The 22,350-nt window shown below is 43.4% G+C and carries 16 protein-coding genes; 3 read left to right on the top strand and 13 right to left on the bottom strand.

The genetic code is table 11. The annotated features are described in order from the left end of the window. The first annotated feature begins 223 nt into the window (after window positions 1-223). Entirely contained in the window at window positions 224-2,359 is a 2,136-nt protein-coding gene (locus J8Z28_RS02695; protein ID WP_250659840.1) for a S8 family peptidase, read from the top strand. A 75-nt stretch (window positions 2,360-2,434) separates the two neighbouring features. On the opposite strand, the gene J8Z28_RS02690 is transcribed toward J8Z28_RS02695, so the two are convergent. The 5 genes from J8Z28_RS02690 to prlC all read right to left on the bottom strand — a co-directional run bounded on the left by J8Z28_RS02690 (window position 2,435) and on the right by prlC (window position 9,228). After that, window positions 2,435-2,908: a peroxiredoxin gene (locus tag J8Z28_RS02690; RefSeq protein WP_063529354.1), complete on the bottom strand. Its 474-nt coding sequence runs from the start codon at window positions 2,906-2,908 to the stop codon at window positions 2,435-2,437. A gap of 106 nt (window positions 2,909-3,014) precedes the next feature. After that, window positions 3,015-4,940, bottom strand: coding sequence for a methyl-accepting chemotaxis protein (locus J8Z28_RS02685; protein ID WP_250659839.1), 1,926 nt, complete (start codon window positions 4,938-4,940; stop codon window positions 3,015-3,017). A 149-nt stretch (window positions 4,941-5,089) separates the two neighbouring features. Next, window positions 5,090-5,845 (bottom strand): class I SAM-dependent methyltransferase, encoded by a 756-nt coding sequence (locus J8Z28_RS02680; protein ID WP_062565979.1) that lies wholly within the window; start codon window positions 5,843-5,845, stop codon window positions 5,090-5,092. A 43-nt stretch (window positions 5,846-5,888) separates the two neighbouring features. Further along, window positions 5,889-7,067 (bottom strand): response regulator, encoded by a 1,179-nt coding sequence (locus J8Z28_RS02675; protein ID WP_055197575.1) that lies wholly within the window; start codon window positions 7,065-7,067, stop codon window positions 5,889-5,891. A gap of 109 nt (window positions 7,068-7,176) precedes the next feature. Next, window positions 7,177-9,228 carry an oligopeptidase A gene (prlC, locus tag J8Z28_RS02670; RefSeq protein WP_058583821.1) on the bottom strand — a complete coding sequence of 684 codons (2,052 nt, stop codon included), beginning with the start codon at window positions 9,226-9,228 and terminating at the stop codon, window positions 7,177-7,179. Between the two features lie 151 nt (window positions 9,229-9,379). On the opposite strand from prlC, the gene gorA reads away from it, so the two are divergent. Both gorA and J8Z28_RS02660 read left to right on the top strand, forming a co-directional pair. Then, the gene (gene gorA, locus J8Z28_RS02665; RefSeq protein ID WP_250659838.1) at window positions 9,380-10,741 is read left to right on the top strand and encodes a glutathione-disulfide reductase; all 1,362 of its coding nucleotides are present in this window, start codon (window positions 9,380-9,382) and stop codon (window positions 10,739-10,741) included. 183 nt (window positions 10,742-10,924) lie between these two features. Continuing rightward, complete coding sequence (locus J8Z28_RS02660) at window positions 10,925-11,656, top strand: glutaredoxin family protein (RefSeq protein WP_250659837.1); 732 nt, start codon at window positions 10,925-10,927, stop codon at window positions 11,654-11,656. 54 nt (window positions 11,657-11,710) lie between these two features. Here J8Z28_RS02660 and tldD read toward each other — a convergent pair whose 3' ends face one another. From tldD to J8Z28_RS02620, 8 genes are read right to left on the bottom strand one after another with little or no spacing between them, the layout of a single operon-like run. After that, entirely contained in the window at window positions 11,711-13,150 is a 1,440-nt protein-coding gene (gene tldD, locus J8Z28_RS02655) for a metalloprotease TldD (protein ID WP_055021391.1), read from the bottom strand. Next, a complete protein-coding gene (locus J8Z28_RS02650) occupies window positions 13,147-13,977 on the bottom strand; it encodes a carbon-nitrogen hydrolase family protein (protein WP_250659836.1) in 831 nt (276 codons plus the stop codon). The genes tldD and J8Z28_RS02650 overlap by 4 nt, the downstream gene beginning before the upstream one ends. Next, the gene (locus tag J8Z28_RS02645; RefSeq protein WP_250659835.1) at window positions 13,967-17,830 is read right to left on the bottom strand and encodes a YhdP family protein; all 3,864 of its coding nucleotides are present in this window, start codon (window positions 17,828-17,830) and stop codon (window positions 13,967-13,969) included. Before J8Z28_RS02645 ends, J8Z28_RS02650 begins: the two co-directional genes overlap by 11 nt. Next, window positions 17,830-19,302 (bottom strand): ribonuclease G, encoded by a 1,473-nt coding sequence (gene rng / locus J8Z28_RS02640; RefSeq protein ID WP_054563357.1) that lies wholly within the window; start codon window positions 19,300-19,302, stop codon window positions 17,830-17,832. Before rng ends, J8Z28_RS02645 begins: the two co-directional genes overlap by 1 nt. Before the next feature lies 1 nt (window position 19,303). Next, window positions 19,304-19,873 carry a Maf family protein gene (locus J8Z28_RS02635; RefSeq protein ID WP_054563356.1) on the bottom strand — a complete coding sequence of 190 codons (570 nt, stop codon included), beginning with the start codon at window positions 19,871-19,873 and terminating at the stop codon, window positions 19,304-19,306. Then, window positions 19,873-20,352 carry a rod shape-determining protein MreD gene (gene mreD, locus J8Z28_RS02630; protein ID WP_058583828.1) on the bottom strand — a complete coding sequence of 160 codons (480 nt, stop codon included), beginning with the start codon at window positions 20,350-20,352 and terminating at the stop codon, window positions 19,873-19,875. The genes J8Z28_RS02635 and mreD overlap by 1 nt, the downstream gene beginning before the upstream one ends. Continuing rightward, window positions 20,345-21,187 carry a rod shape-determining protein MreC gene (gene mreC, locus J8Z28_RS02625; protein ID WP_054563354.1) on the bottom strand — a complete coding sequence of 281 codons (843 nt, stop codon included), beginning with the start codon at window positions 21,185-21,187 and terminating at the stop codon, window positions 20,345-20,347. Before mreC ends, mreD begins: the two co-directional genes overlap by 8 nt. Continuing rightward, entirely contained in the window at window positions 21,187-22,230 is a 1,044-nt protein-coding gene (locus tag J8Z28_RS02620; protein WP_054552787.1) for a rod shape-determining protein, read from the bottom strand. The genes mreC and J8Z28_RS02620 overlap by 1 nt, the downstream gene beginning before the upstream one ends. Window positions 22,231-22,350: the final 120 nt, after the last annotated feature.

Raw genomic sequence — 22,350 nt, 5'->3', positions numbered from 1 at the left:
GAAATAAAGTAAAAGCTCAAAACCGTAAAATTATAACTTTATTATGAGAAATGTGTAGAAAAACACCATTAAAAGACTAGTTTAGACGTCTATACACTTAGTTATAACCAAAATAGAGACAACCATAATAAAACGATATTTTAACTAAATTTACATTTATTTTACCTTTGTCCCCCTTCGCGAAAAATATCGTGGAGATTTACATAACAATCTAGGGATCATTATGACAACTAACAACAACTTGAAGAAGTGCGCAATTGCACTGAGCTTGACTGCGTTGTTTGGGACGACGGCAGCAACGGCTACTCCAAACCAACTAATGTCACCATCTATGCTGGAAACTGCAGCGAAATTACAAGGCCAAGAAGGCTTTGGTACACAATTCATCATCAAGTATAAAAACAATAGTGATGAAATGATGACGATGTCGGCAGCAGAACAAACGCCAACTATGATGAATAAAAAAGCAAAAGGCTTTGTTAAAAACTTCACCAGCAAAAAAGGTAAAGTAAAAGCGCAATATGTTCGTGCAATGGCGATGAGTAATCACCACGTAATGCGTGCTGATAAAAAACTTTCTGCTCAAGAAGCACAAGAATTCATGCAAGAGATGGTTGCATCAGGTAACGTTGAATACATCGAAATCGACCAAATGTTAAAGCCATTTGCAACGCCTAACGACCCACGTTATGACGACCAATGGCACTACTACGAGCAAGCGGGTGGACTTAACCTTCCTACTGCTTGGGATACAGCAACGGGTAGCGGTGTAGTTGTTGCGGTGCTTGATACAGGTTACCGTCCTCATGTTGATTTAAATGCCAACATCCTTCAAGGCTATGACATGATCTCTAATGTGTCTGTAGCTAACGATGGTGGTGGTCGTGATAGCGATGCACGCGATCCAGGTGATGCAATCAGCGCTAACGAATGTGGTTACACACATGGTGCGCAAAACTCAAGCTGGCACGGTACGCACGTTGCAGGTACTGTTGCAGCAGTGACTAACAACGGTGAAGGTGTTGCCGGTGTTGCTTACAACTCAAAAGTTGTCCCTGTACGTGTACTTGGTAAATGTGGTGGTTTAACTTCTGATATCGCTGACGGTATTATCTGGGCTTCAGGTGGTTCAGTTTCTGGCGTACCTGCAAATGCTAACCCTGCTGATGTTATCAACATGAGTTTAGGTGGTAGCGGTTCATGTAGCTCAACAACGCAAAGTGCCATTAACCAAGCGCGTAACAACGGCTCTGTAATCGTAATTGCAGCGGGTAACGATAACGATAACTCTGCAAACTACAACCCAGGTAACTGTAATGGCGTTGTAAACGTTGCATCTGTTGGTCGTAACGGTGGTCGTGCTTATTACTCTAACTATGGTAGCAACATTGATGTTGCAGCACCGGGTGGCGCACAAAGCTTTGCGAATGATTCTGAAGGTGTGTTATCAACACACAACTCAGGCTCTACAGGCCCAAGCAGCGATTCATATCACTACTCGCAAGGTACATCGATGGCAGCACCACATGTTGCGGGTGTAGCAGCGCTAATCAAGCAAGCTAAACCTTCTGCAACGCCTGATGAAATCGAAAGCATCTTAAAATCAACAACTCGTTCTTTCCCAGCAACATGTACAAGCTGTGGTACAGGTATTGTTGATGCAGCAGCCGCTGTTGCAGCAGCCTCAGGCACAACACCGCCACCACCAACGGGTAATGTATTAGAAGATGGTCAAGCACTAACTGGTTTAAGTGGCTCAGCTAGCAGCCAAACTTTCTACACCATGGAAGTTCCAACAGGTGCGACTAACGTAACCTTCACAATGAGTGGCGGTACAGGTGATGCTGACCTATACGTTCGTGCAGGTAGTGCACCAACAACGTCAACCTATGATTGTCGCCCGTATAAAGGCGGTAACAACGAAGTATGTTCTATCGATAACCCAACAGCAGGCACTTACCATGTAATGCTGAATGGTTACTCTGCATACTCAGGTGTTAGCCTAGTGGGTGATTTAACAACTTCTGGCGGTGGTTCAGGCTCAGGTTCACCACAAGCAGGTGGCGGCACAGTGACTGACATCTCTGCAAGTGCAGGTCAATGGAAACACTACACGCTAGAAGTACCAGCAGGTATGGCAAGCTTCACAGTAACAACGTCTGGTGGTTCAGGTGATGCTGACTTATTCGTTAAGTTTGGTAGCCAACCAACAACTTCAAGTTATGACTGTCGTCCGTACAAAAACGGTAACGCAGAAACTTGTACATTCAGTAACCCACAAGCAGGTACGTGGCACTTAAGCTTAAATGCTTACCGTACTTTCTCTGGTGTAACATTGGATGCACAGTATCAACCTTAATAGTTGATCTCCCCAGTTCCCCCCTGGGACTTTTCAGCCGGACTTACGTCCGGCTTTTTTGTACTTATATTGCTATTACAACTTTTCGAGCACAGCTTCAGCGCGGCTTACTACAAACTCTTTATCTTGCTCAACAAACAGCCCTGTTACCGTTTGGTTTTCAACGATCATTGCATAACGCTTTGAACGTACGCCACCAAAACCAGCGGTGTCTTTATCTAGACCAAGTGCTTTAGTAAAGCTTGCATCACCATCGGCTAACATACGAATATGCTCAGCGTTATGAGCTTCACCCCATGCTTTCATTACAAATGCATCGTTAACCGATACACAGTAAATTGCATCAACGCCTTTAGCGGTAATTTTATCAGCTAGCGTAATAAACTCAGGTAAATGAGCATTTGAACAGGTTGGTGTAAATGCACCTGGCACCGCAAATAGCACCACTTTTTTATCTGCAAATAATGCCTCTGTTGATAGGGTTTGCATACCCTCGCTAGTTAATTCGCTAAGGGTTGCCGCAGGTAAAGTTTGGCCTTGTTCGATCATCGTGATTCCTTGAAAGAAAATAAGAGTACAGAGTATATACCCAAAAAATTGAATACCGCATGATTTAAGGGCAAACAATGCAAACCATTGCTCGCCCCTTGAAGAGTTATAAACCTAAGCTGGTTTTAATGGTGTGCATTTGCTCTTGTAGGCGGTGCTGAATATCACTAACCAGTGAGTTTGACTCACTTACCTGCCCTTTCATGCTCTGCATTGATTGGCTAAAGTTTTCGAGTAAGGCATTTTGCTGTTTAGCAAGCTCCATAGCATCAAACGCTACCTTGTTAGCATCTTGCGCGTTATCGGCAACGCCTTCTGAGTTACGTTTAAGCTCTTGAGCATTTTGTGTTTGCAGCTCGGCATCAGTAGCCAGTGCACTAATTTGCTCTGATACCATGGTTGAGTTTTCACTTAGGCGGTTTAGCTGATTGTTGATATCATCAAGCGAGCCTTGCGTTTGTCTGGCAAGCTTTCGTACTTCGTCAGCGACAACCGCAAAGCCTCGACCATGCTCACCTGCACGTGCCGACTCAATCGCCGCATTCAATGCCAGTAGATTTGTTTGCTCAGCAATGTTTTTGATCACCTCAATAACTTGGCCAACATCATCAACGCCTTTTAATAGCTCTTTTAAGCTATCTAGACCTTGCTCAACGCGCTCTTCAGTGCGAGAGCTTGCGGTTAACATGCTGTCGGCAAAGCCTAAGCTTTGCTCCATCGCACCAAAGGTTTGTTTGGCGTTATCAGCAACTTGACCATTAATGTTATTGACCTGCTCACCGATGTGCTGAATATCAGTAAGTAAACCTTGGTTTTGTTCAACCTGAGAGTGGCTGGCATCCGTTTGCTGAGCAATGGTATGTAAGTGCTCGCTCATCTCTAGCATAAAGTCATTAATAACCTTAAGCATTTGTGCTCGCTCTTCAGCTTCACCACGCTGGCGTTCAATCAATTGATTAAAGTAATGGGCAATTTCACCAACCTCGGTTTTCGGATTCTTACTCTCAATGTTTTTAAGTTCATTACTTTCAATCAAGAAGGCAAAGCCATCACGCAATTGGCGCAGAGGGTTAAGCACTTGGTTACGCTGTACGAAATACACACCCGCAGCTAAAACCACCAGCATGCCAATAGCGACACAAAACACGATGAAAACTTGTTGCTTAAGCTGGCTTTGTTCATCTTTTAGTTTTTGCTCTGCACCGAGCACCGTTGCAGACAACGCGCCGATTTGTTCGCGCAGTGCTTGCATGCCGGTTTGTCGTTGCTCAGCTTGCTCAAGTGTTGATGCTAAATCACGAGGGAAACGTTTAGGCCAGCTTGTTAGCTCTGCTTTAATATCACCGGCTAAATCTTCTGCTTCTTCACCAAAAAATAAAGCGTCTTCATCCACTTCACTCATTACACCTAGGTTTTCGAGTCTGTCGATTTTAGTAGCAAGGGCATTTAAGTTTTCAACACTTTGATTAAGGCTGTTTTTAGTGTCTTGATCAAAGTTGATCACTAACTTGTAAGTATACAAAGCAAGTGATGTCACTTCGCTGTAGTAGTCAGCAGCAAGTTGATAATATTCAAGCGCAAGCGCTGTTTGCGGCTCGGCTTTACGTGCATAGCCAATTAACGAAGAGGCAGAGCCTGCCATTTGTCTTAAAGAGTTATCGAGCAGTGCCATTTCGTTACCCGATAGCTTACCTAAAGCGCGATACTTACCGTTAATGTCTTTATCGAGGGCCGTCAGTTGGCTATTTAGTTGACCCGCTAGATCTGTTGGTAGCTCAGCTAAATGCTGCTTTTTAACATCGCTAATCAGCGTTGAGGCTTTATTTAAGTGTTGGCTGTCACCTTGCTCTAAATAATCATCAAGGTAACTTTTTAAATCAATAATGATGGTGTTTTTCAGCTTATTATAAGCGTTATCTTGCTGCTCTAAGCCGAGTAAGGTTTGACTAGCCCAGAACAGGGTGGCTGCCAGTAAGATACTGGCGAGTGTAAGTAAAACGGCCAATAGCCGAGTAAATGATGACACACGCATAAACGATATTCCCAAGTAACGTTACGCGCGTAGAATATTAACCTTTTATGACAATTTGATGTAAACCGTAAAAAATAACAAGTAAAAGCGATAGCAACTAACCCAAAAGGGTTAAATAAATACCAATTCGCTTAATATTGCGGATGGTATCAGACCATTGCAGCTTTTACGTATACATCAAACCGGTTCTTCTTGGTTTTGATTTGCATACTCGGGGTTTTGTCATTTAGAAATGGGGCGTAATCAGGGCGCTTCACAACGACTCGCTTACTGGCAAGCGGATAAGCAAATTCTAATAGATCATCGGCATCGCTATCTCCACCAACAAGCTCTTGGAATACTCGCATTTCTTTTTTAACGAGGGCTGATTTTTCACGATGAGGAAACATAGGATCTAAGTACACAACATCAGGGGTATCACTACACTGCGCCAGTAAAGTATGGCTTGAGCCAAACACTAGGCTCATATTTTCTTTCATCCAAGGGCCGATTTCTGCATCGTTATAGGCGCGTTCTAGGCCGTCGAATAATAGTGCAGCTACCACTGGGTGGCGCTCATGCAAAATCACTTTACAGCCTAGTGATGCCAGTACAAAGCCATCGCGGCCAAGGCCTGCAGTGGCATCAAGCACCACTGGCGTGGCACCTTTGTTTAACCCTACAGCCTTAGCTATTGCCTGCCCTTTACCACCACCAAACTTGCGTCGATGAGCTGCAGCACCCGTTACAAAATCAACATGAATAGCACCAAGCTTTGGCTCGTCCTTTTTCTTCAGGCTAAGACCTTGGTCGTCATAATGAAGCGAAAAGCCTGCATTTTGTTCAGCCCATTTGGCCAAACCAAAACGCTGTTCAATCGCATCTAAATAAGGACGCATTTCTTTAAAAGGACAATGAATTACCACGCAAAACTCCGAGCTATATTATTCGGCGCCAGTATAGCATGGCTTAAAATAGCTCGATATCCGTTTGTGAAGTCACATCTTCGGTCTCACTCGGTTCAGCCATTTTTTGTAAGCTCGCTAAAAGCTCACTACGCGATTCGATAATATGTTTTAGCTGAAACTTTATAAACGATAAGTCTTCATTGAGTGAGGTAAAAATCAGCTGAGTTTGCTTTAATTGCTGCAAGTGAAATGCGACTTCGTCGCTTCCCGATAAACCACTTTGCTCAATAGACTTGTTTAGCTCATCAAGTTGGGCGGCAAATTTCTCTACAGCATGTTCGCGCGAATCACTGTTTTGGTACATTTGATCAGATAGCTCGTTAAACGAGTTACCAATTTGCTGCGCCTGAGTCAGTGCCCGCTCATTGTTTTCCATGTCTTGTACTTTGGCGTTAGTCACTTCAAGAATATGCGGGAATAAATCTTTATAACGACCATAAAGCTGGGCATCATCTAGTGGCATGTTCTTAACCAGCATCGACACTTTAGGGTAATTAATAATAGTGCGATGGCTAAAATCAACAAAACGATTTGCATCACGGTGCTTTTCGAGTAGCTCTTGCTCAAGTGGACATACCCCACCCTCAGCACTACAAAATACGCCAACATCTTGATACCAAAACGCCAGTACGACATCGAGCTCCATCGGATTAAAAAATTCAAACATATGCTCAGATAACGCTTTGATATCATGTGCATGATAGCTTTGCCCAACGTAGCGCATAATGCGACCCATATCACCTGAGTCTGTCATCGCGATTTCGGCAGTGATTTGCGCTCGCTCTACATCACTTTTAAGCTTTTTTGAGTGCTGACGATATTGATATAACACGCGAATACGTGCCATGAGTTCTTCAGCATTAAATGGTTTTACAATGTAGTCAGCAGCACCTGCGTTATAACCTTTTACACGGTCTGGTAGGTCAGCTTTACCCGATAAAAACATCACAGGTGTGTCTTTTGTTTGCGGGTTAGCTTTTAATTCGTTACATACCTCAAAGCCCGTTTTACCCGGCATTTCGATATCAAGTAAAATGATGTCAGGGTTGTACTTTAACGCCTGTCTTAATCCTTCGTCGCCATTTTTAGCATGGATCAGTGTGCAAAAGCCCGATAGCGATTCCTCAATCACATGATGGATATATTTATCATCATCAATGGCTAATACAAGTTTTGACATGCTTAATTCCTATAAACTCTTTTTTAAGAAGGATAGTACGAGAGCGTGATTTTGCGAAGAAATATTAATAAAAAAAGCGCCTTACGGCGCTTTAGATCAACAAACTTTATTATGCAGCAATGCCGCTGTGTCTAAGTAGTGCATCAACTTGTGGTTCGCGTCCACGGAACTTTTTAAATAGCTCCATTGGCTCTTCACTGCCTCCTTTTTCTAAAATGTTCTTTAAGAAAGCTTCGCCCGTTGCTGGGTTAAAGATGCCTTCTTCTTCAAATTTAGAAAACGCATCAGCCGAAAGTACTTCAGCCCACTTGTAAGAGTAATAACCTGCGCTGTAACCGCCAGCAAAAATGTGGCTAAAGCCATGTTGAAAGCGGTTAAATGCTGGCGCTTTAACAACGGCCGTTTTACTGCGCACATCATCAAGAGTTGCTTGAATGTTACATGGCTCACCCGCTTTGTAAGTATGGTGAATAGTAAAGTCAAACAACGAGAACTCAAGCTGACGCAGCATTTGCATACCTGATTGGAAGTTCTTCGCCGCTAGGAGTTTATCTAATAACTCTTTTGGTAACGGCTCATCTGTTTCGTAATGGCCCGAAATAAAGCTTAGCGCTTCTTCTTCGTAGCACCAGTTTTCAAGGAACTGGCTTGGTAACTCAACCGCATCCCACGCAACACCGTTAATACCTGCAACCGGTGCAGCATCAACTTGTGTCAACATATGATGAATACCATGACCAAACTCATGGAATAACGTAGTCACTTCGTTATGCGTAAACAAAGCAGGCTTATCACCCACTGCTTTATTAAAGTTACACACTAAGTACGCAACGGGGGTTTGTAATTCGCCGTTAGCACGTACTTTACGACCCATGCAGTCATCCATCCACGCGCCACCGCGCTTGCGATCGCGAGCGTATAAATCTAGATAAAAACGACCACGTAAAGTATTGCTGCTATCGTAAATTTCGAAAAAACGTACATCAGGGTGGTAAGTATCAAACTCTGTCACTTCTTTAACGCTAATACCAAATAAACGGTTTACAGTAGTGAATAAGCCACTTAAAACTTTATTGGCAGGGAAATATGGGCGCAGTACTTCATCAGAAATCGCGTACTTCTCTTGCTTAAGTTTTTCGCCGTAGTAAGCATAGTCCCATGCAGCAAGCTCAGTCACACCGTGCTTGTCTTTTGCGTAGGCAGTTAGCTCGGCAAGCTCTTGCTCAGCTTGTGGTTTAGACTTAGCTGCTAAATCTTCTAAGAATGAGAAAACTTGTTCTGGCGTTTCTGCCATTTTAGTCGCCAATGACATATCAGCGTAGCTGTTAAAGCCAAGTAACTCGGCAAGTTCATGACGAAGGGCAAGCTCTTCGCTCATAATGGCAGAGTTATCAAACTCACCGGCATTAGGGCCTTGATCAGATGCACGCGTTACAAACGCAGTGTAAAACTCTTCACGTAACTCACGGTTATCAGCATAAGTCATGATTGGTAAGTAAGATGGAAAATCTAACGTGAATACCCAGCCATCTAGCTCTTTGCTTTTAGCTGTATCTGCACCAAGGGCTAACGCAGACTCTGGTAAACCAGCCAGTTCGCTTTCATCTGTAATGTGCTTTTGCCAAGCGAGTGTGGCATCCATTACATTATTACCAAACTTAGAGGCCAGCTCAGATAAACGCGCACTGATTTCGCCATAACGCTTTTGTTGCTCAGGCTTTAAAGCAATACCAGATAGCTCAAAATCACGCAGTGCATTAGTAATGGTTTTTTGCTGGGCAATCGTTAGTGTTTTAAATTCGTCACTGTTGTGAAGCTCGTTGTAAGCATCGTATAAACCTTGATGCTGACCAACAAACGTTGAATACTCAGATAACAACGGCAAACATTGCTCATAGGCTTCACGTAGCTCGTCGTTATTAACGACAGAATTCATATGTGATACCGGTGAAAATAAGCGTGATAACTTGTCATCAGCTTCTTCAAGCGGAAGCACCAAATCATTCCATGTGTATGATTTAGTTGCCAGTACCTCATCTATTTTGGTACGACACTCAGCAATCGCTGCTTTTAATGCTGGCACTACGTGTGCTGGTTTAATTTTAGAAAACGGCGGAAGCCCTTCTAAACCAATGAGTGGGTTATTTTCTGCAATTGTCATTTTCGTTCTCAAATTTTATGCGAAGATGATTTTGAAGTTGGGGCGAATTGATGAAATACAAGGGGCTTAACCTTGGTCTTTATTATGCTATTATCAACTTATTACTAAATCGATTAATTAATAAAGAATTATCTATTTTTGAGGACAAACTATGGCTCAGCATTTTGATTACATTGCAATTGGTGGTGGTAGTGGCGGTATTGCCTCTGCAAACCGTGCAGCAATGCGTGGCGCAAAAGTCGCTCTTATTGAAGCAAAACACATGGGTGGCACCTGTGTAAACGTGGGTTGTGTTCCAAAGAAAGTTATGTGGCACGGTGCACAAATTGCTGAAGCAATTAACGCATATGCACCTGACTACGGCTTTGATGTTGAATTAAAAAGCTTTAGCTGGGCTAAATTAGTTGAAAGCCGCGAAGCGTATATTGGCCGTATTCACCAAGGTTACAACAAGTACTTATCGAGTAATGGTGTAACTGTAGTAAATGGCTTTGCTAAGTTTGTTGATAACAAAACAGTTGAAGTAAACGGTGAGCTATACACGGCAGACCATATCCTTGTTGCTGTTGGTGGTCGCCCTACTATTCCTAACATCCCAGGCGCTGAGCTTGGTATTGATTCAAATGGCTTCTTTGAACTAGACGCACAGCCTAAGCGTGTTGCTGTGGTTGGTGCAGGCTACATTGCCGTTGAAATCGCTGGTGTACTTCATAGCCTTGGTACAGAAACACACCTGTTTGTTCGTAAAAACAAACCTCTACGTACTTTTGACCCATACATTGTTGATACGCTTGTCGATATCATGGCTAAAGAAGGCCCGACTCTTCACACTGAGTGTACACCAAAAGAAGTGGTTAAAGAAAGCGATGGTAGCTTAACAATTCACTTTGAAAATGGTCACAGCCAAAACGTTGATGAAGTTATTTGGGCAATTGGCCGTACACCTACAACTGACAAGATCAATCTTGCTGCGGCAGGTGTTGAAGTAACTGAAGGTGGTTACGTTAAAGTAGACGAATTCCAAAACACCACAGCTGAAAACGTATATGCTGTTGGCGATATCATCGAAAACGGTATTGAACTTACGCCAGTAGCCGTTAAAGCGGGTCGTACTCTATCAGAGCGTTTATTCAATAAAGAATTACCTGATGATTTAAAAATGGACTACGAGCTAGTACCTACAGTTGTATTCAGCCATCCACCAATCGGTACAATTGGTTTAACAGAGCAGCAAGCAATTGATCAATACGGCAGCGATAACGTTAAAGTATATAAATCAAGCTTTGCAGCAATGTACACAGCGGTTACTCAGCATCGCCAAGCATGTAACATGATGCTAGTGTGTGCAGGCGAAGACGAAAAAGTTGTTGGCTTACACGGCATTGGCTTTACCGTTGATGAAATGATCCAAGGCTTTGCCGTTGCAATGAAGATGGGCGCAACCAAAGCAGACTTTGATGCTGTTGTGGCTATTCACCCGACTGGCTCTGAAGAATTTGTAACGATGAGATAAACTCGCGTTACGAGTCAATTTTAAAACCTTGTGGTGCTGCCACAAGTTTTTTTTATGCTTAAAGCTGGCACAAACCTTGTAACTGTCAATAAAGTAACCAGTTATAGCAAGAATCTGCCCTCATTTACTGTGTAATTAAGTAATTATTACGCAGTAAACAAGGCATTTTTACAAGGAGGCACTGTGTCTAAGTCTGCAATTTTATATCGCATGGTGACCGATGAGCATATTTGCCCATTCGGTTTAAAATCAAAAGATTTATTAGAGCGTCATGGTTACGATGTTGATGATCGTCATTTAACCAGCCGTGAGCAAACTGACGAATTCAAACAGCAGCATGATGTAAAAACCACACCACAAACCTTTATCAATGATAAACGCATTGGTGGTTACGATGATTTGCGCGACTTTTTTAATCTGCCCGAGGCAGGTCAGCAAGGTACTAGTTACACCCCTGTATTAGCGATTTTTGCAGTGACCATGTTACTAAGCTGCGGTTTTACTTATGCCAGCGGTGAAGCTTTATTTTCTATGCAAAATCTGATGCTGTTCGTTGCATTATCAATGGCGGTATTAGCGATACAAAAGCTGCAAGACTTATTCAGCTTTTCTAACTCATTTATTACCTATGACCTATTGGCGATGCGTGTCGTGCCCTACGCCTATGTTTATCCATTTATCGAGGCGTATGTAGCGATAGGTATGGTGACTAAATTACCCGCCTTAGCTGTTGCACCATTTTCATTATTTATTGGTGGTATAGGTGCGATATCGGTTATTAAGGCTGTGTATATCGATAAACGAGAACTGAAATGTGCCTGTGTTGGTGGCGACAGTAATGTGCCGCTCGGCTTTATCTCTCTGAGTGAAAACTTATTTATGATTGCCGCAGGTATATGGATGCTATTGAGCTAATACAAAAACGCGAGGGATTACCCTCGCGTTCATTTTAACTATTAGTGAGGATTATTAAGCCGTACCACCCACCGTTAAGTTATCAATTTTAAGGCTAGGTTGACCCACTCCAACAGGAACGCTTTGGCCATCTTTACCACACACACCAACGCCTTTATCAAGCGCTAAGTCGTTACCTACCATCGAAATTTGCTGCATAACTTCTGGGCCATTACCAATCAGTGTTGCGCCTTTGATAGGTTGTGTGATTTTACCGTTTTCAATTAAGTAGGCTTCAGAAGCACTAAATACAAACTTACCCGACGTAATATCCACTTGGCCACCACCGAAGTTAGGAGCAAAGATACCTTTTTTCACCGAGCTGATAATATCGGCTTGGCTGTGCTCGCCACCTAACATATAAGTGTTAGTCATACGCGGCATAGGTAAGTGAGCATACGATTCACGGCGTGCATTACCAGTAGGGTTAACACCCATCAAACGGGCATTTAGCTTATCTTGCATGTAGCCTTTTAGAATACCGTTTTCAATAAGCACGTTATATGCAGCTGGTGTCCCTTCATCATCCACGTTCAATGAACCACGGCGATCAGCAATAGTGCCATCATCCACGACTGTACACAGCTCAGATGCCACCTTTTGACCTACTTTACCGCTAAACGCCGATGCGCCTTTACGATTAAAGTCACCTTCTAGGCCATGGCCTACCGCTTCGTGTAGTAACACACCCGGCCAACCTGCGCCTAGCACAACTTCCATACTACCGGCAGGTGCATCGATTGCTTCTAGGTTTACTTTTGCTTGGCGAACAGCCTCTTCAGCGTATTCCATCCAACGCGGTTTGCCATCGACTAATTCTTTAAAATAGCCATAATCTAAACGCGCACCGCCCCCTGCACCACCACGTTCACGACGGCCGTTCTTCTCAAGTAACACTGAGCAATTTAAGCGAATAAGTGGGCGAATATCGGTGGCAAAGGTGCCATCACTTGCAGCAATTAATACTTCTTCATAAACCGCCGACATTGAACTGATCACTTGCTCAGCATCCGGTGCTAATTGACGAATATAGTTTTCAAGTTCACGTAGCAGGCTTACTTTGTCATCGTTGCTCATGCTTTGAATTGGTTGATGCGGCGCATACTGCTCTTTAGCAGCAACATCACTGAACACCTGAATCGTTTTGTTTTCGCCAGCATTGGCAATGCTGCGCGCTGCCGTTGCTGCTTTGTTTAACGCTTCAAGGTTAATCGCATCTGAGTATGAAAAACCGGTTTTTTCACCGCTAACAGCACGCACTCCCACACCACGTTCAACGTTGTATGAGCCTTCTTTTACTAAACCGTCTTCAAGCACCCAAGATTCGTGGTGGCTTGATTGAAAATACAGGTCGGCATAATCAACTTGATGTTGATGAATAAAAGCGAGCGTTTTTTCTAATTCTTCTCTCGTTAGTTGGCTGTCATGTAATAAATGCTGTTCAACCGTGTTCATAATAAATGCTCTCTAAATCGTTGCTGAGACTGCACAGGCATGTCTTGGCGAATTGTATTCAAGCGGTTTAAATCAAGCTCATGGCTGATAAACCCGGTACCAGAGGCAAGCTCACTGAGCGTTTCTCCCCATGGTGAAATAATAATGCTGTGACCATAAGTGTGGCGGCCATTCTCGTGCTCGCCCCACTGTGCTGCGGCAACCACATAACATTGTGTTTCGATTGCACGCGCAGCTAATAAAATATGCCAATGAGCAGCGCCGGTAACTGTGGTAAAGGCACTGGGCACTAAAATAAGCTCAGCCCCTTGGCGCTGCATGGCGGTGAATAAGCCACTAAAACGTAGATCATAACATACTGCTAAGCCAATTTTACCAAATGGCGAGTCGACCACCACAATATCCTTGCCTGCTTGCGTCGCATCAGACTCTCGGTAACTGCGCGTAGTGTCGGCAACATCTACATCAAATAAATGAATTTTATTGTACTGCGCAACCACATCGCCTTGGTTGTTAAATAAAAACGAGGCGGCTAAATACTTACCATTTTGCAGTGAAACAGGCAGGGTTCCAGCAGCTAACCAAATATCATGTTGCTTACATAAATCAGTAAGCTTCGCTTTATATGACTCACTTTGCAGACCTAATTCATAACTTGCTTGGCTTTGCTTGCTAAAGATCAAAAAGCTTTCGGGTAAACACACTAGCAATGGCCGAGTTGCAGGTAACTGATTCAATGTCTCTGCTAATAAAGCGAGGTTTTGCTCAGCATTCATACTTGAGCACATTTGCACAGCAACAACCTGTGGATGAGGGTTAGCCTTCATTGTTATCTAAACTCGCTGAAGATGCGGCATCTTTTAATTTTAGTTGCGTCGATGACTGCGGCTGGCTTTGCGCGGCTTGCGGTAACGTCACTTCACGGCTCTTACGATCTACTTCTTCAACGACAGGATCGTTCATACTACCTGTTACTTTAAAGTTGATCTCTGAGATCACCCGCGCCGAATGAATCACTTTATCGATTGCCAGCGCTGCAAGACCACTTACCGGGTTAACCATCCATGCCACAATCACTGGAATACTCGACGTCACCTGCGGTGCAACCGCTAGGTCGTAATCAATTTCAAAGGTGTTTAAATTAGTATGGCCTTTGATCGTCAAATCGGCAGGCACACCATCAAGCTTGGTATCTTGGGTGTAAGCTATGCCCTTTTCTAGCTGCATGGTGCCTTGCATACTGTTATAGAAAAAGCCTTTCGAGAATACATCTCTAAAATCCAGTTTCAGCTTACGCACTAACGAATCTAAACTCAGTAAAGAGAATACTCGCGCACCACCATCACTGATCTCAGCAAGGTGCCCTTCGCCTAAACGCCAATCTAACTCACCAGCTAAACTTGGTACATCAAAGCTATAAGGTGCACCTTGCCATGCAAGATCAAACTTAATATTGGCATCTGAATCTTTTACTGTAGTGGTGATATCAAACTCATCAAATAACTCGCCAATATCGTCACTTTGTAAGTTACCGCTAAAGCGTGTTTGCCCATCAGCAAATTGCCCTTTACCACGTAATACGTGATCGCCTTTGTCGATGACCAGCTCAGTGAACAAGAGTTTATCGCTCTCTCCCACTAAGCTGCTTTTAATTTTATCGAGCTGATACTCAGCCACTTTACAATCTTCACAGTTAAACTCGATGGCTGGGACTCGGGTTAACCAGCTTAAATCTTCTGGTTCTGGTTCTGAGTCTTGCTCTGTTTGCTCTGCGACTTCGTTAAAATTAATACGCAGGTAGTCAGTAAAAATTTGAATTGGTCTGCGCGTTTCACCGGTTGGAATAAGTGCGTCGGCACGTAATTCTTTAGCATTTAGCTTTAACTCTAAGTCTGATTGCTTTGGTGCTAAGCGAAATTCAAAATCATTAAAGTCGATATTGTTTAGTGCCAGTTTATTAAATTTACCCGTTACGTTATTGAACGCAGGCATCACACTTGGTGCATCTGACTTAACTTTGGTAAGCGCAATAATCTGATCAATTAGGCCAAACCAAGGCACTATTTCGGTTTTTGGTAAATCGATAGATACCGCAAAACCTTCACGATTAAGCCCTAAATCTTGCGCACCTAAAATTAAATGGGCGTTACTAAATTTCTTTTCGCCGTTATCTAAAATCGCATTAAAGAATAACTGCTCATCGATATTCGCGGTGATCAAGTTAGAAATACGGTCGCCCTGTACCACTGCAGTTAATGGCCATTTCTGCTCTGCGCCTTTGTTATAAGGTGCAGGTAGCTGGCTGGTTACACCGATTAAATTACCACTCACATCAGCGCGGTAATTAAAGTCATTTGGTAAAAAGTTAAGCGACACATTAATATCAACATCACTTTGACCGCTTAAGTAACCGGCCAGTAAACCATGAGCTTGTTCAATTAAAGGCTCAGCTTCAAGGCCCAGCTTTACCGCAATTTCGGCACGATAAGTGTCAGCCACATTTTCACTGTTGTAGTTGGCTGTGAGTGGCATGCCCATCCAATCTGCTTTGGCATTTTTTAAGTCGATTTTATCGTTATTAAACTTAACAATACCGGTCATGTGGTTAAGCGTGATCCCTGGTTGTGCAAGGTAAACCGGAATATTAGCTAATTCAACTTCACCAATCGCATCAACATGACCCGAACGTAAATTTACTAACAGCTCAATATCGGCCGTCGCTTCGCCTTGTGGTTGCACAACTTCAAAAACACTCGCCAAAGGCTTAGCAAGCGGAGTTGCTGTAAAGAACGGGTTAAGCTTATCGCCATGAGCACGTTTATTAATGGCAACTTTTAGGATTTCTGCATTCATTAAATCAGCAATACTGACATGAACACTCTCCCCCAAAGCGAGGTTAACCAGTTTGCCCGACTTGCTGTAGATATCCATGCGCTCATTTTCGAAATGTAAAATGACGTTGGCATCTTCAACTTCAGGCCAGCTTGGTGAAAACTTATATTTAGCGTTTTCAACATTCGCTAACACTTCAAATTGACCTTGCTGCTCTTTAAACGGGAAACCTTTAAATGGCCCTGAAAACAGCACTTGAGCTTTATTGACTTCACCGCCCTTAATTGCGCCATTAAGGTAATTAACCAGCTTTTCGCTCATTACAGGTAACGGGAAATAATGCCCAGCGACTTTGGCATCAGGGGCATAGGCTTCGGCATATAAATCTAACCGCGGTTCATCGGTCAGGCTTAGCATCATCTCAGCAGCTACAGTCACTTCGTCGTTATCAAGCCAGATATTATCGCTACTAATGCGCCAGCCATCATCGTAATGGTGAAGGTCGAGCTCTACATTTAATTGATTGTAGGCAATATCTTGGCTAAAGCTGCCGTTTGTTAGCAGTTGATTGTTCTCGCCATATAGCTGAATTCGCCCAGCTGATTGATTAATTAAGCCATCAACACGAATCGCCTGACCGCCAGGAATGCCCTGCAGTGACAGCCAATTAATTTGTTCGCCCTGAAACCAAAGTTGCCAGTTATCTTGCTGACCCAACTCAAGATAGGCATCACTTAACTGACCATTGGGTTGACGGGCTAAAAACGGGGCAAGTACTTCAAAATTACTTAACTGCGATAACTTTGCCAGTAATGCAAAATCAAATTGCTTTAACCAAATTTGGCTTTTATCGCCAAGTTGAGCTTCAAACTGTAAGGTTGGCCATTGTTTTAAGTCACTTTCAAAGGTGAGTCCGGTGCTTTTTAAGCGCCAGCCATTTTGCTTAGGAAATAAATGAAAACCACCTTCGCTTAAACTGATTTGATGTGCTTCTTGGTTTTGTTGCCAATTGATAAAGCTCGGTAGCCACTGCACTTTTACATCACTGATCAGGCCTTTTTCAAGACTAAACCAGGTTTGTAAGTTGATGTCTGAAGTAAGTTGCTGCTTGTCGGTATTAATATATTGCGCCAGCCACTTAGATACATCAACGTTAGCTGCTTGCACATAGATATCGCCAGCCATGGTTTCGAGGGTCGAACCATTCAGCGCCATGCGGGCGTCAAAGCTACCAACAGAAATTCCCGGTAAGGCTAACGTGCCTGAGCCTTGATGTTGCTCTGGGGTATTTTGCCAGACAATGTTTTCGAGGATCAGCTTACGCTCTTTACCATCATTAAGGGTAAAATTAAGGCTGCTATCTTGCACCGCAAAGTGGCCCGTTTCACCAAGGAATAAACCTTCAATTAGTTCTTTTTGCTCAAAGTTGCTGGTTTGCTGGTTATTCCCCAAATCAAGCATAGTGGGTAAATCAACATCAGCATGAAAACCATTGATCACAAAGTAGTTCGATTTAAGCTGACGGGTTTTTACTGACTCCCATAAGTTAACTTCAAGGCTCGCTTTATCAATGGTGAGTGCAATCGGTGAGGTCTGATTATCTTCAAAAGAAATATCTTCGATGACTAATGCGGGGCCTTGGCCATGCCAACTGGCTGAGATTGAGCCAATCGCTAAATTTACATCAAATCGTTCATACAAAAACGCTTCAATGTCATCTTTATAATCATTTGCGTATGGCAGTGAATACTTTACCACAGAGACAATAACGGCCAGCAGTACGAGAGTAATAGCAAATACTTGCCATAACTTACGTAAACAATAAAAGCAGACCGTTTTTGCCTTCATTACATCATTACCACATCAAACTGTTCTTGGTTATATAAACTCTCTGTTTGAATACTGACTTGCTTACCGATAAATAGTTCCAGCTCAGCAAGGTTATGATACTCATCGTTGATTAATGCTTCGCTTACTGAAGGAGCTGCGTAAACCATAAACTTATCAGCTGCATAAGCACGGTTTACCCTAACGATTTCACGCAAGATTTCGTAGCAAACCGTTTCTACCGTTTTTTGCGAGCCGCGCCCTGAACACGCAGGACACACATCACAAAGAATGTGCTCTAAGCTTTCGCGGGTCCGTTTGCGGGTCATCTCTACTAAGCCTAGTGCAGATAAGCCGTTTATGTTGGCTTTTGCACGATCTTTTGCAAGTGCAGACTCAAGTGAGTGCAAGACTCGGCGTTTATGCTCATCACTAACCATATCGATAAAGTCGATGATAATGATGCCGCCTAAATTACGTAAACGTAGCTGACGAGCAATTGCTGAGGTCGCTTCGATATTAGTATTAAAAATGGTTTCTTCGAGATTACGATGGCCAACAAACGCACCGGTATTTACATCAACAGTTGTCATCGCTTCGGTTTGGTCGATAATTAAATAACCACCCGATTTAAGCTCAACTTTACGATGTAGCGCTTTTTGGATCTCGGTTTCAACATCGAATAAATCGAAAATAGGTCGCTCACCCGGGTAGTACTCTAGTGCTCCCGATAACAGCGGCACAAATTCTTCAGTAAACTCTTTAAGCTCTTGATAGGTTAGTTTTGAGTCAACACGAATACGCTCCATGTCTTCACCTACGTAGTCACGTAGAGTACGAAACGCCAGTGTTAAATCTTCATGCAAGATACTTTCTTTACTGGTTTTTTTGCGCTTAGTGACGATTTTTTGCCACAGTTTTTTTAAGAATTCCGCATCGTGACGTAGTTCAGCTTCCGACGCCCCTTCTGCTGCAGTACGAACAATAAAGCTGCCGTCATCATCACCATATTCGGCAACAATTTTCTTTAAACGCGAACGTTCTTCTTCGGTTTCAATGCGCTGGCTTACACCTACGTGTGTTGCATCTGGCATAAACACTAAATAACGAGAAGGAATAGTGATATCAGTTGTTAAGCGCGCGCCCTTGGTTCCTAGCGGGTCTTTAACCACTTGCACCATGATATGTTGACCTTGGCGCACAAGCTCACGAATATCTTGTACTTTTTTGATTGGCTGCTCATCAACGCCTTCTACAATTGAGGCACTGTTTACAATGTCTGATGCATGTAAAAAGGCGGCTTTCTCTAAGCCAATATCGACAAACGCAGCCTGCATACCCGGTAGTACGCGGCTGATTTTACCTAAGTAAATATTGCCCACAATCCCAAGGTTGCCAATACGCTCTAGTTGGATTTCTTGCAGTACGCCATTTTCGATAAGCGCAACGCGACTTTCGCTCGGTGTAACGTTGATCAGTAATTCGGTGCTCATGTTACCCTCTTAAAAATTCGTTTAATAACTGCTCTGTCTCATATAAAGGTAAGCCGACAACCGCAAAATAGCTACCCGAAAGGTGACTAACAAAGCGACCACCTAAGCCTTGAATGCCATAACCACCGGCTTTATCTTGCGGCTCACCACTATGCCAATAAGCATCAATTTCAGCATCGCTGAGCGGTTTAAATGTAACATCGGTGACAACAAGGCAGCTTTTTACTTGCTCACTATCAGCAATTGCCACAGCCGTCATCACTTGATGGGTACGGCCAGATAAGCGCTTCATGGTAGCGGTAAAATCAGCTTGGTCTAGCGGCTTACCAAGTGCGGTATCATCAATAACAACCACGGTATCGCTGCCAAGTACTGGGCGGTCAGTGTAACCCATAGCAACGCCTGATTGCGCCTTGAGTCTAGCAAGACGCTCTACATAGTCGCGCGGGGCTTCGTTTGGGAATTGGCTTTCATCAGCATCAACGCTAAATTGAGAAAACTCAACGCCAAGTTGGCTGAGCAACTCTTTTCGGCGCGGTGATGCAGACGCCAAATAAATTGCGGTTTGCATTATCTAATCCTGAAATGACGGCGATATTTACGCAAAATTAAGAATATCCACCACCAACAAAGCATGCCGGTTAGTACTGGCCACATATAATGCGGGCTAAAATAAACGCCCATTAAAAAGTGGTTAAGCCAAAATTGCATGAGGTGGTAAAGCGTTAAAAACAAAGCAATTAAAATGCTTTGCTGCCATAAAGAAAAGTTTCTAATTTTTTGGAAGTTACTAGCAGTGATAAATATACACACTGAATAAGTCAGTGAGTTCACACCGAGTGGCGAGCCTGATGCAAGGTCCATTAATAAACCAACGACCCAAGCTGTGCCAATATTTAAACGGTGTGGCACCGCTAACGACCAATACATTAATACCATTAACACCCAGTCTGGGCGGTATGGTTCAAACGAAATCGGCAACGGCATTAATGCCATTACCAATGCAAAGAAGATACTGATAGCAATCAGCAAAAAGTGACGACTATTCATTGCTGATGCTCTCCTGCTGATTACGCCACAGCACAACCAATAAGCGAATACGGTCAAGTTGCGCAATTGGCTCAGCATAAACCTGCGCAAAAGGACGCCCTTCATCACGGTTAATTTCGGTCACTACTGCAACCGGATATCCCTCTGGGAAGGTACCACCAAGGCCTGACGTAACCAAGATATCGCCAATGCGAACATCAAGGCTATGCGGTACATGCGAAAGTTTTACCACGTTGATTTTGCCAATCCCCTCAACCACGGTACGCACATCGTTACGTAAAATACGCACAGGTGTGGCATGAGTTGTATCGGTCATCAGTAGTACGCGCGAAGTAGTTGAACCCACTTGAGTGATTTGCCCCACTACCCCCATTTCGTCAATCACAGCTTGGCCTTCGCTTAGGCCATCCGTTGTACCACGGTTAATAACCACTTGGTGGCTATACGGGTTTGAATGAACAGAGAGCACTTGTGCAATAATCTTACGGTTTGATTGCTTAGCCGATGAACCGAGTAAAGCGCGTAACTTATCGTTTTCACGAGATAAAAATGACAGTTGTTGTAGTTGTTCGCTTTGTAGTAACTGCTTCTTTTTAAGTGCTTCGTTTTCGGTTAAAAGCTGTTCGCGGGTATGCAGGTTTTTCGCGCCAATACTAAATAACTCATAGGGCAAGTTGGCAAGGTAAATAAGTGGGCTAACTAAAGTGTTTAGGCTGGTGCGGATTGTTGTTCCACCTTGAGTGTAGCGATCGCCCACGATCAGCACGACACTCAAAAGCACTGCGACAAAAAGTCGCAGTTGCAAAGAGATGGTACGACCAAAAAGTAACTTCATTAGTCGTAACTAAATACGTCACCACCGTGCATATCAATCATTTCTAATGCCTTACCGCCGCCACGCGCAACACAGGTTAATGGGTCATCAGCAACCACAACTGGAATACCGGTTTCTTCCATTAATAGACGGTCTAAGTCTTTTAATAATGCACCACCACCGGTTAATACCATACCGTGTGCAGAGATATCAGACGCAAGCTCTGGTGGAGATTGCTCTAATGCAACCATTACCGCGCTCACAATACCCATTAATGGCTCTTGCAGTGCTTCTAAGATTTCGTGTGAGTTAAGCGTGAATGAACGCGGTACACCTTCAGCAAGGTTACGACCACGTACTTCAATTTCAATTGGCTCGTCTGTTTTGAAAGCTGAACCGATTTGGTGCTTGATGTTTTCAGCTGTCGCTTCACCAATTAAGCTACCAAAGTTACGGCGTACATAGTTGATGATAGCTTCATCAAATTTGTCACCACCAATGCGTACAGATGAAGAGTAAACCACACCATTTAATGAAATAATGGCAACTTCAGTTGTACCACCACCGATATCAACAACCATTGAACCGGTTGCTTCAGACACTGGTAAGCCAGCACCGATAGCCGCAGCCATTGGCTCTTCGATTAGATATACTTCACGAGCACCAGCACCCATAGCAGACTCACGAATAGCACGTTTTTCTACTTGCGTTGCACCACAAGGCACACAAATAAGTACACGTGGGCTTGGGCGCATAAAATTGTTGTTATGCACTTGCTTGATGAAGTGTTGCAGCATTTTTTCAGTAACGTAGAAATCAGCAATAACGCCGTCTTTCATTGGACGAATTGCTTTAATGTTACCCGGAGTACGACCTAACATTTGCTTAGCTTCGGTACCTACAGATGCTACGCTCTTAGGGCCACCAGCACGCTCTTGACGAATAGCAACAACTGAAGGCTCGTTTAATACGATACCTTCTTCTTTTACATAAATTAGGGTATTGGCTGTACCCAAGTCGATCGATAGATCGTTTGAAAAAATACCACGGAGTTTTTTAAACATGAGGCTGGATGACCTTTGAAAATTCGTTCTTATACTAGCTGCTCTGACTCTATCATGCTAATCATGAGAAAGCGCAACTGCTTTAATTAAAATGCTAAAAAAGGAAGCGTCCATTGCTTC

Origin of the sequence: Pseudoalteromonas sp. SCSIO 43088, assembly GCF_023650795.1 — a bacterium.
Classification (GTDB): Bacteria; Pseudomonadota; Gammaproteobacteria; order Enterobacterales; family Alteromonadaceae; genus Pseudoalteromonas; species Pseudoalteromonas shioyasakiensis.
This window is presented reverse-complemented; position numbering and strand designations above follow the sequence as displayed.

What these genes read in the sequence shown, in the direction of transcription:
- J8Z28_RS02695 (WP_250659840.1), top strand. Translation starts at nt 224, where the DNA reads ATGACAACTAACAACAACTTGAAGAAGTGCGCAATTGCACTGAGCTTG.
- J8Z28_RS02690 (WP_063529354.1), bottom strand. Translation starts at nt 2,908, where the DNA reads ATGATCGAACAAGGCCAAACTTTACCTGCGGCAACCCTTAGCGAATTA.
- J8Z28_RS02685 (WP_250659839.1), bottom strand. Translation starts at nt 4,940, where the DNA reads ATGCGTGTGTCATCATTTACTCGGCTATTGGCCGTTTTACTTACACTC.
- J8Z28_RS02675 (WP_055197575.1), bottom strand. Translation starts at nt 7,067, where the DNA reads ATGTCAAAACTTGTATTAGCCATTGATGATGATAAATATATCCATCAT.
- prlC (WP_058583821.1), bottom strand. Translation starts at nt 9,228, where the DNA reads ATGACAATTGCAGAAAATAACCCACTCATTGGTTTAGAAGGGCTTCCG.
- gorA (WP_250659838.1), top strand. Translation starts at nt 9,380, where the DNA reads ATGGCTCAGCATTTTGATTACATTGCAATTGGTGGTGGTAGTGGCGGT.
- tldD (WP_055021391.1), bottom strand. Translation starts at nt 13,150, where the DNA reads ATGAACACGGTTGAACAGCATTTATTACATGACAGCCAACTAACGAGA.
- J8Z28_RS02650 (WP_250659836.1), bottom strand. Translation starts at nt 13,977, where the DNA reads ATGAAGGCTAACCCTCATCCACAGGTTGTTGCTGTGCAAATGTGCTCA.
- J8Z28_RS02645 (WP_250659835.1), bottom strand. Translation starts at nt 17,830, where the DNA reads ATGAAGGCAAAAACGGTCTGCTTTTATTGTTTACGTAAGTTATGGCAA.
- rng (WP_054563357.1), bottom strand. Translation starts at nt 19,302, where the DNA reads ATGAGCACCGAATTACTGATCAACGTTACACCGAGCGAAAGTCGCGTT.
- J8Z28_RS02635 (WP_054563356.1), bottom strand. Translation starts at nt 19,873, where the DNA reads ATGCAAACCGCAATTTATTTGGCGTCTGCATCACCGCGCCGAAAAGAG.
- mreD (WP_058583828.1), bottom strand. Translation starts at nt 20,352, where the DNA reads ATGAATAGTCGTCACTTTTTGCTGATTGCTATCAGTATCTTCTTTGCA.
- mreC (WP_054563354.1), bottom strand. Translation starts at nt 21,187, where the DNA reads ATGAAGTTACTTTTTGGTCGTACCATCTCTTTGCAACTGCGACTTTTT.
- J8Z28_RS02620 (WP_054552787.1), bottom strand. Translation starts at nt 22,230, where the DNA reads ATGTTTAAAAAACTCCGTGGTATTTTTTCAAACGATCTATCGATCGAC.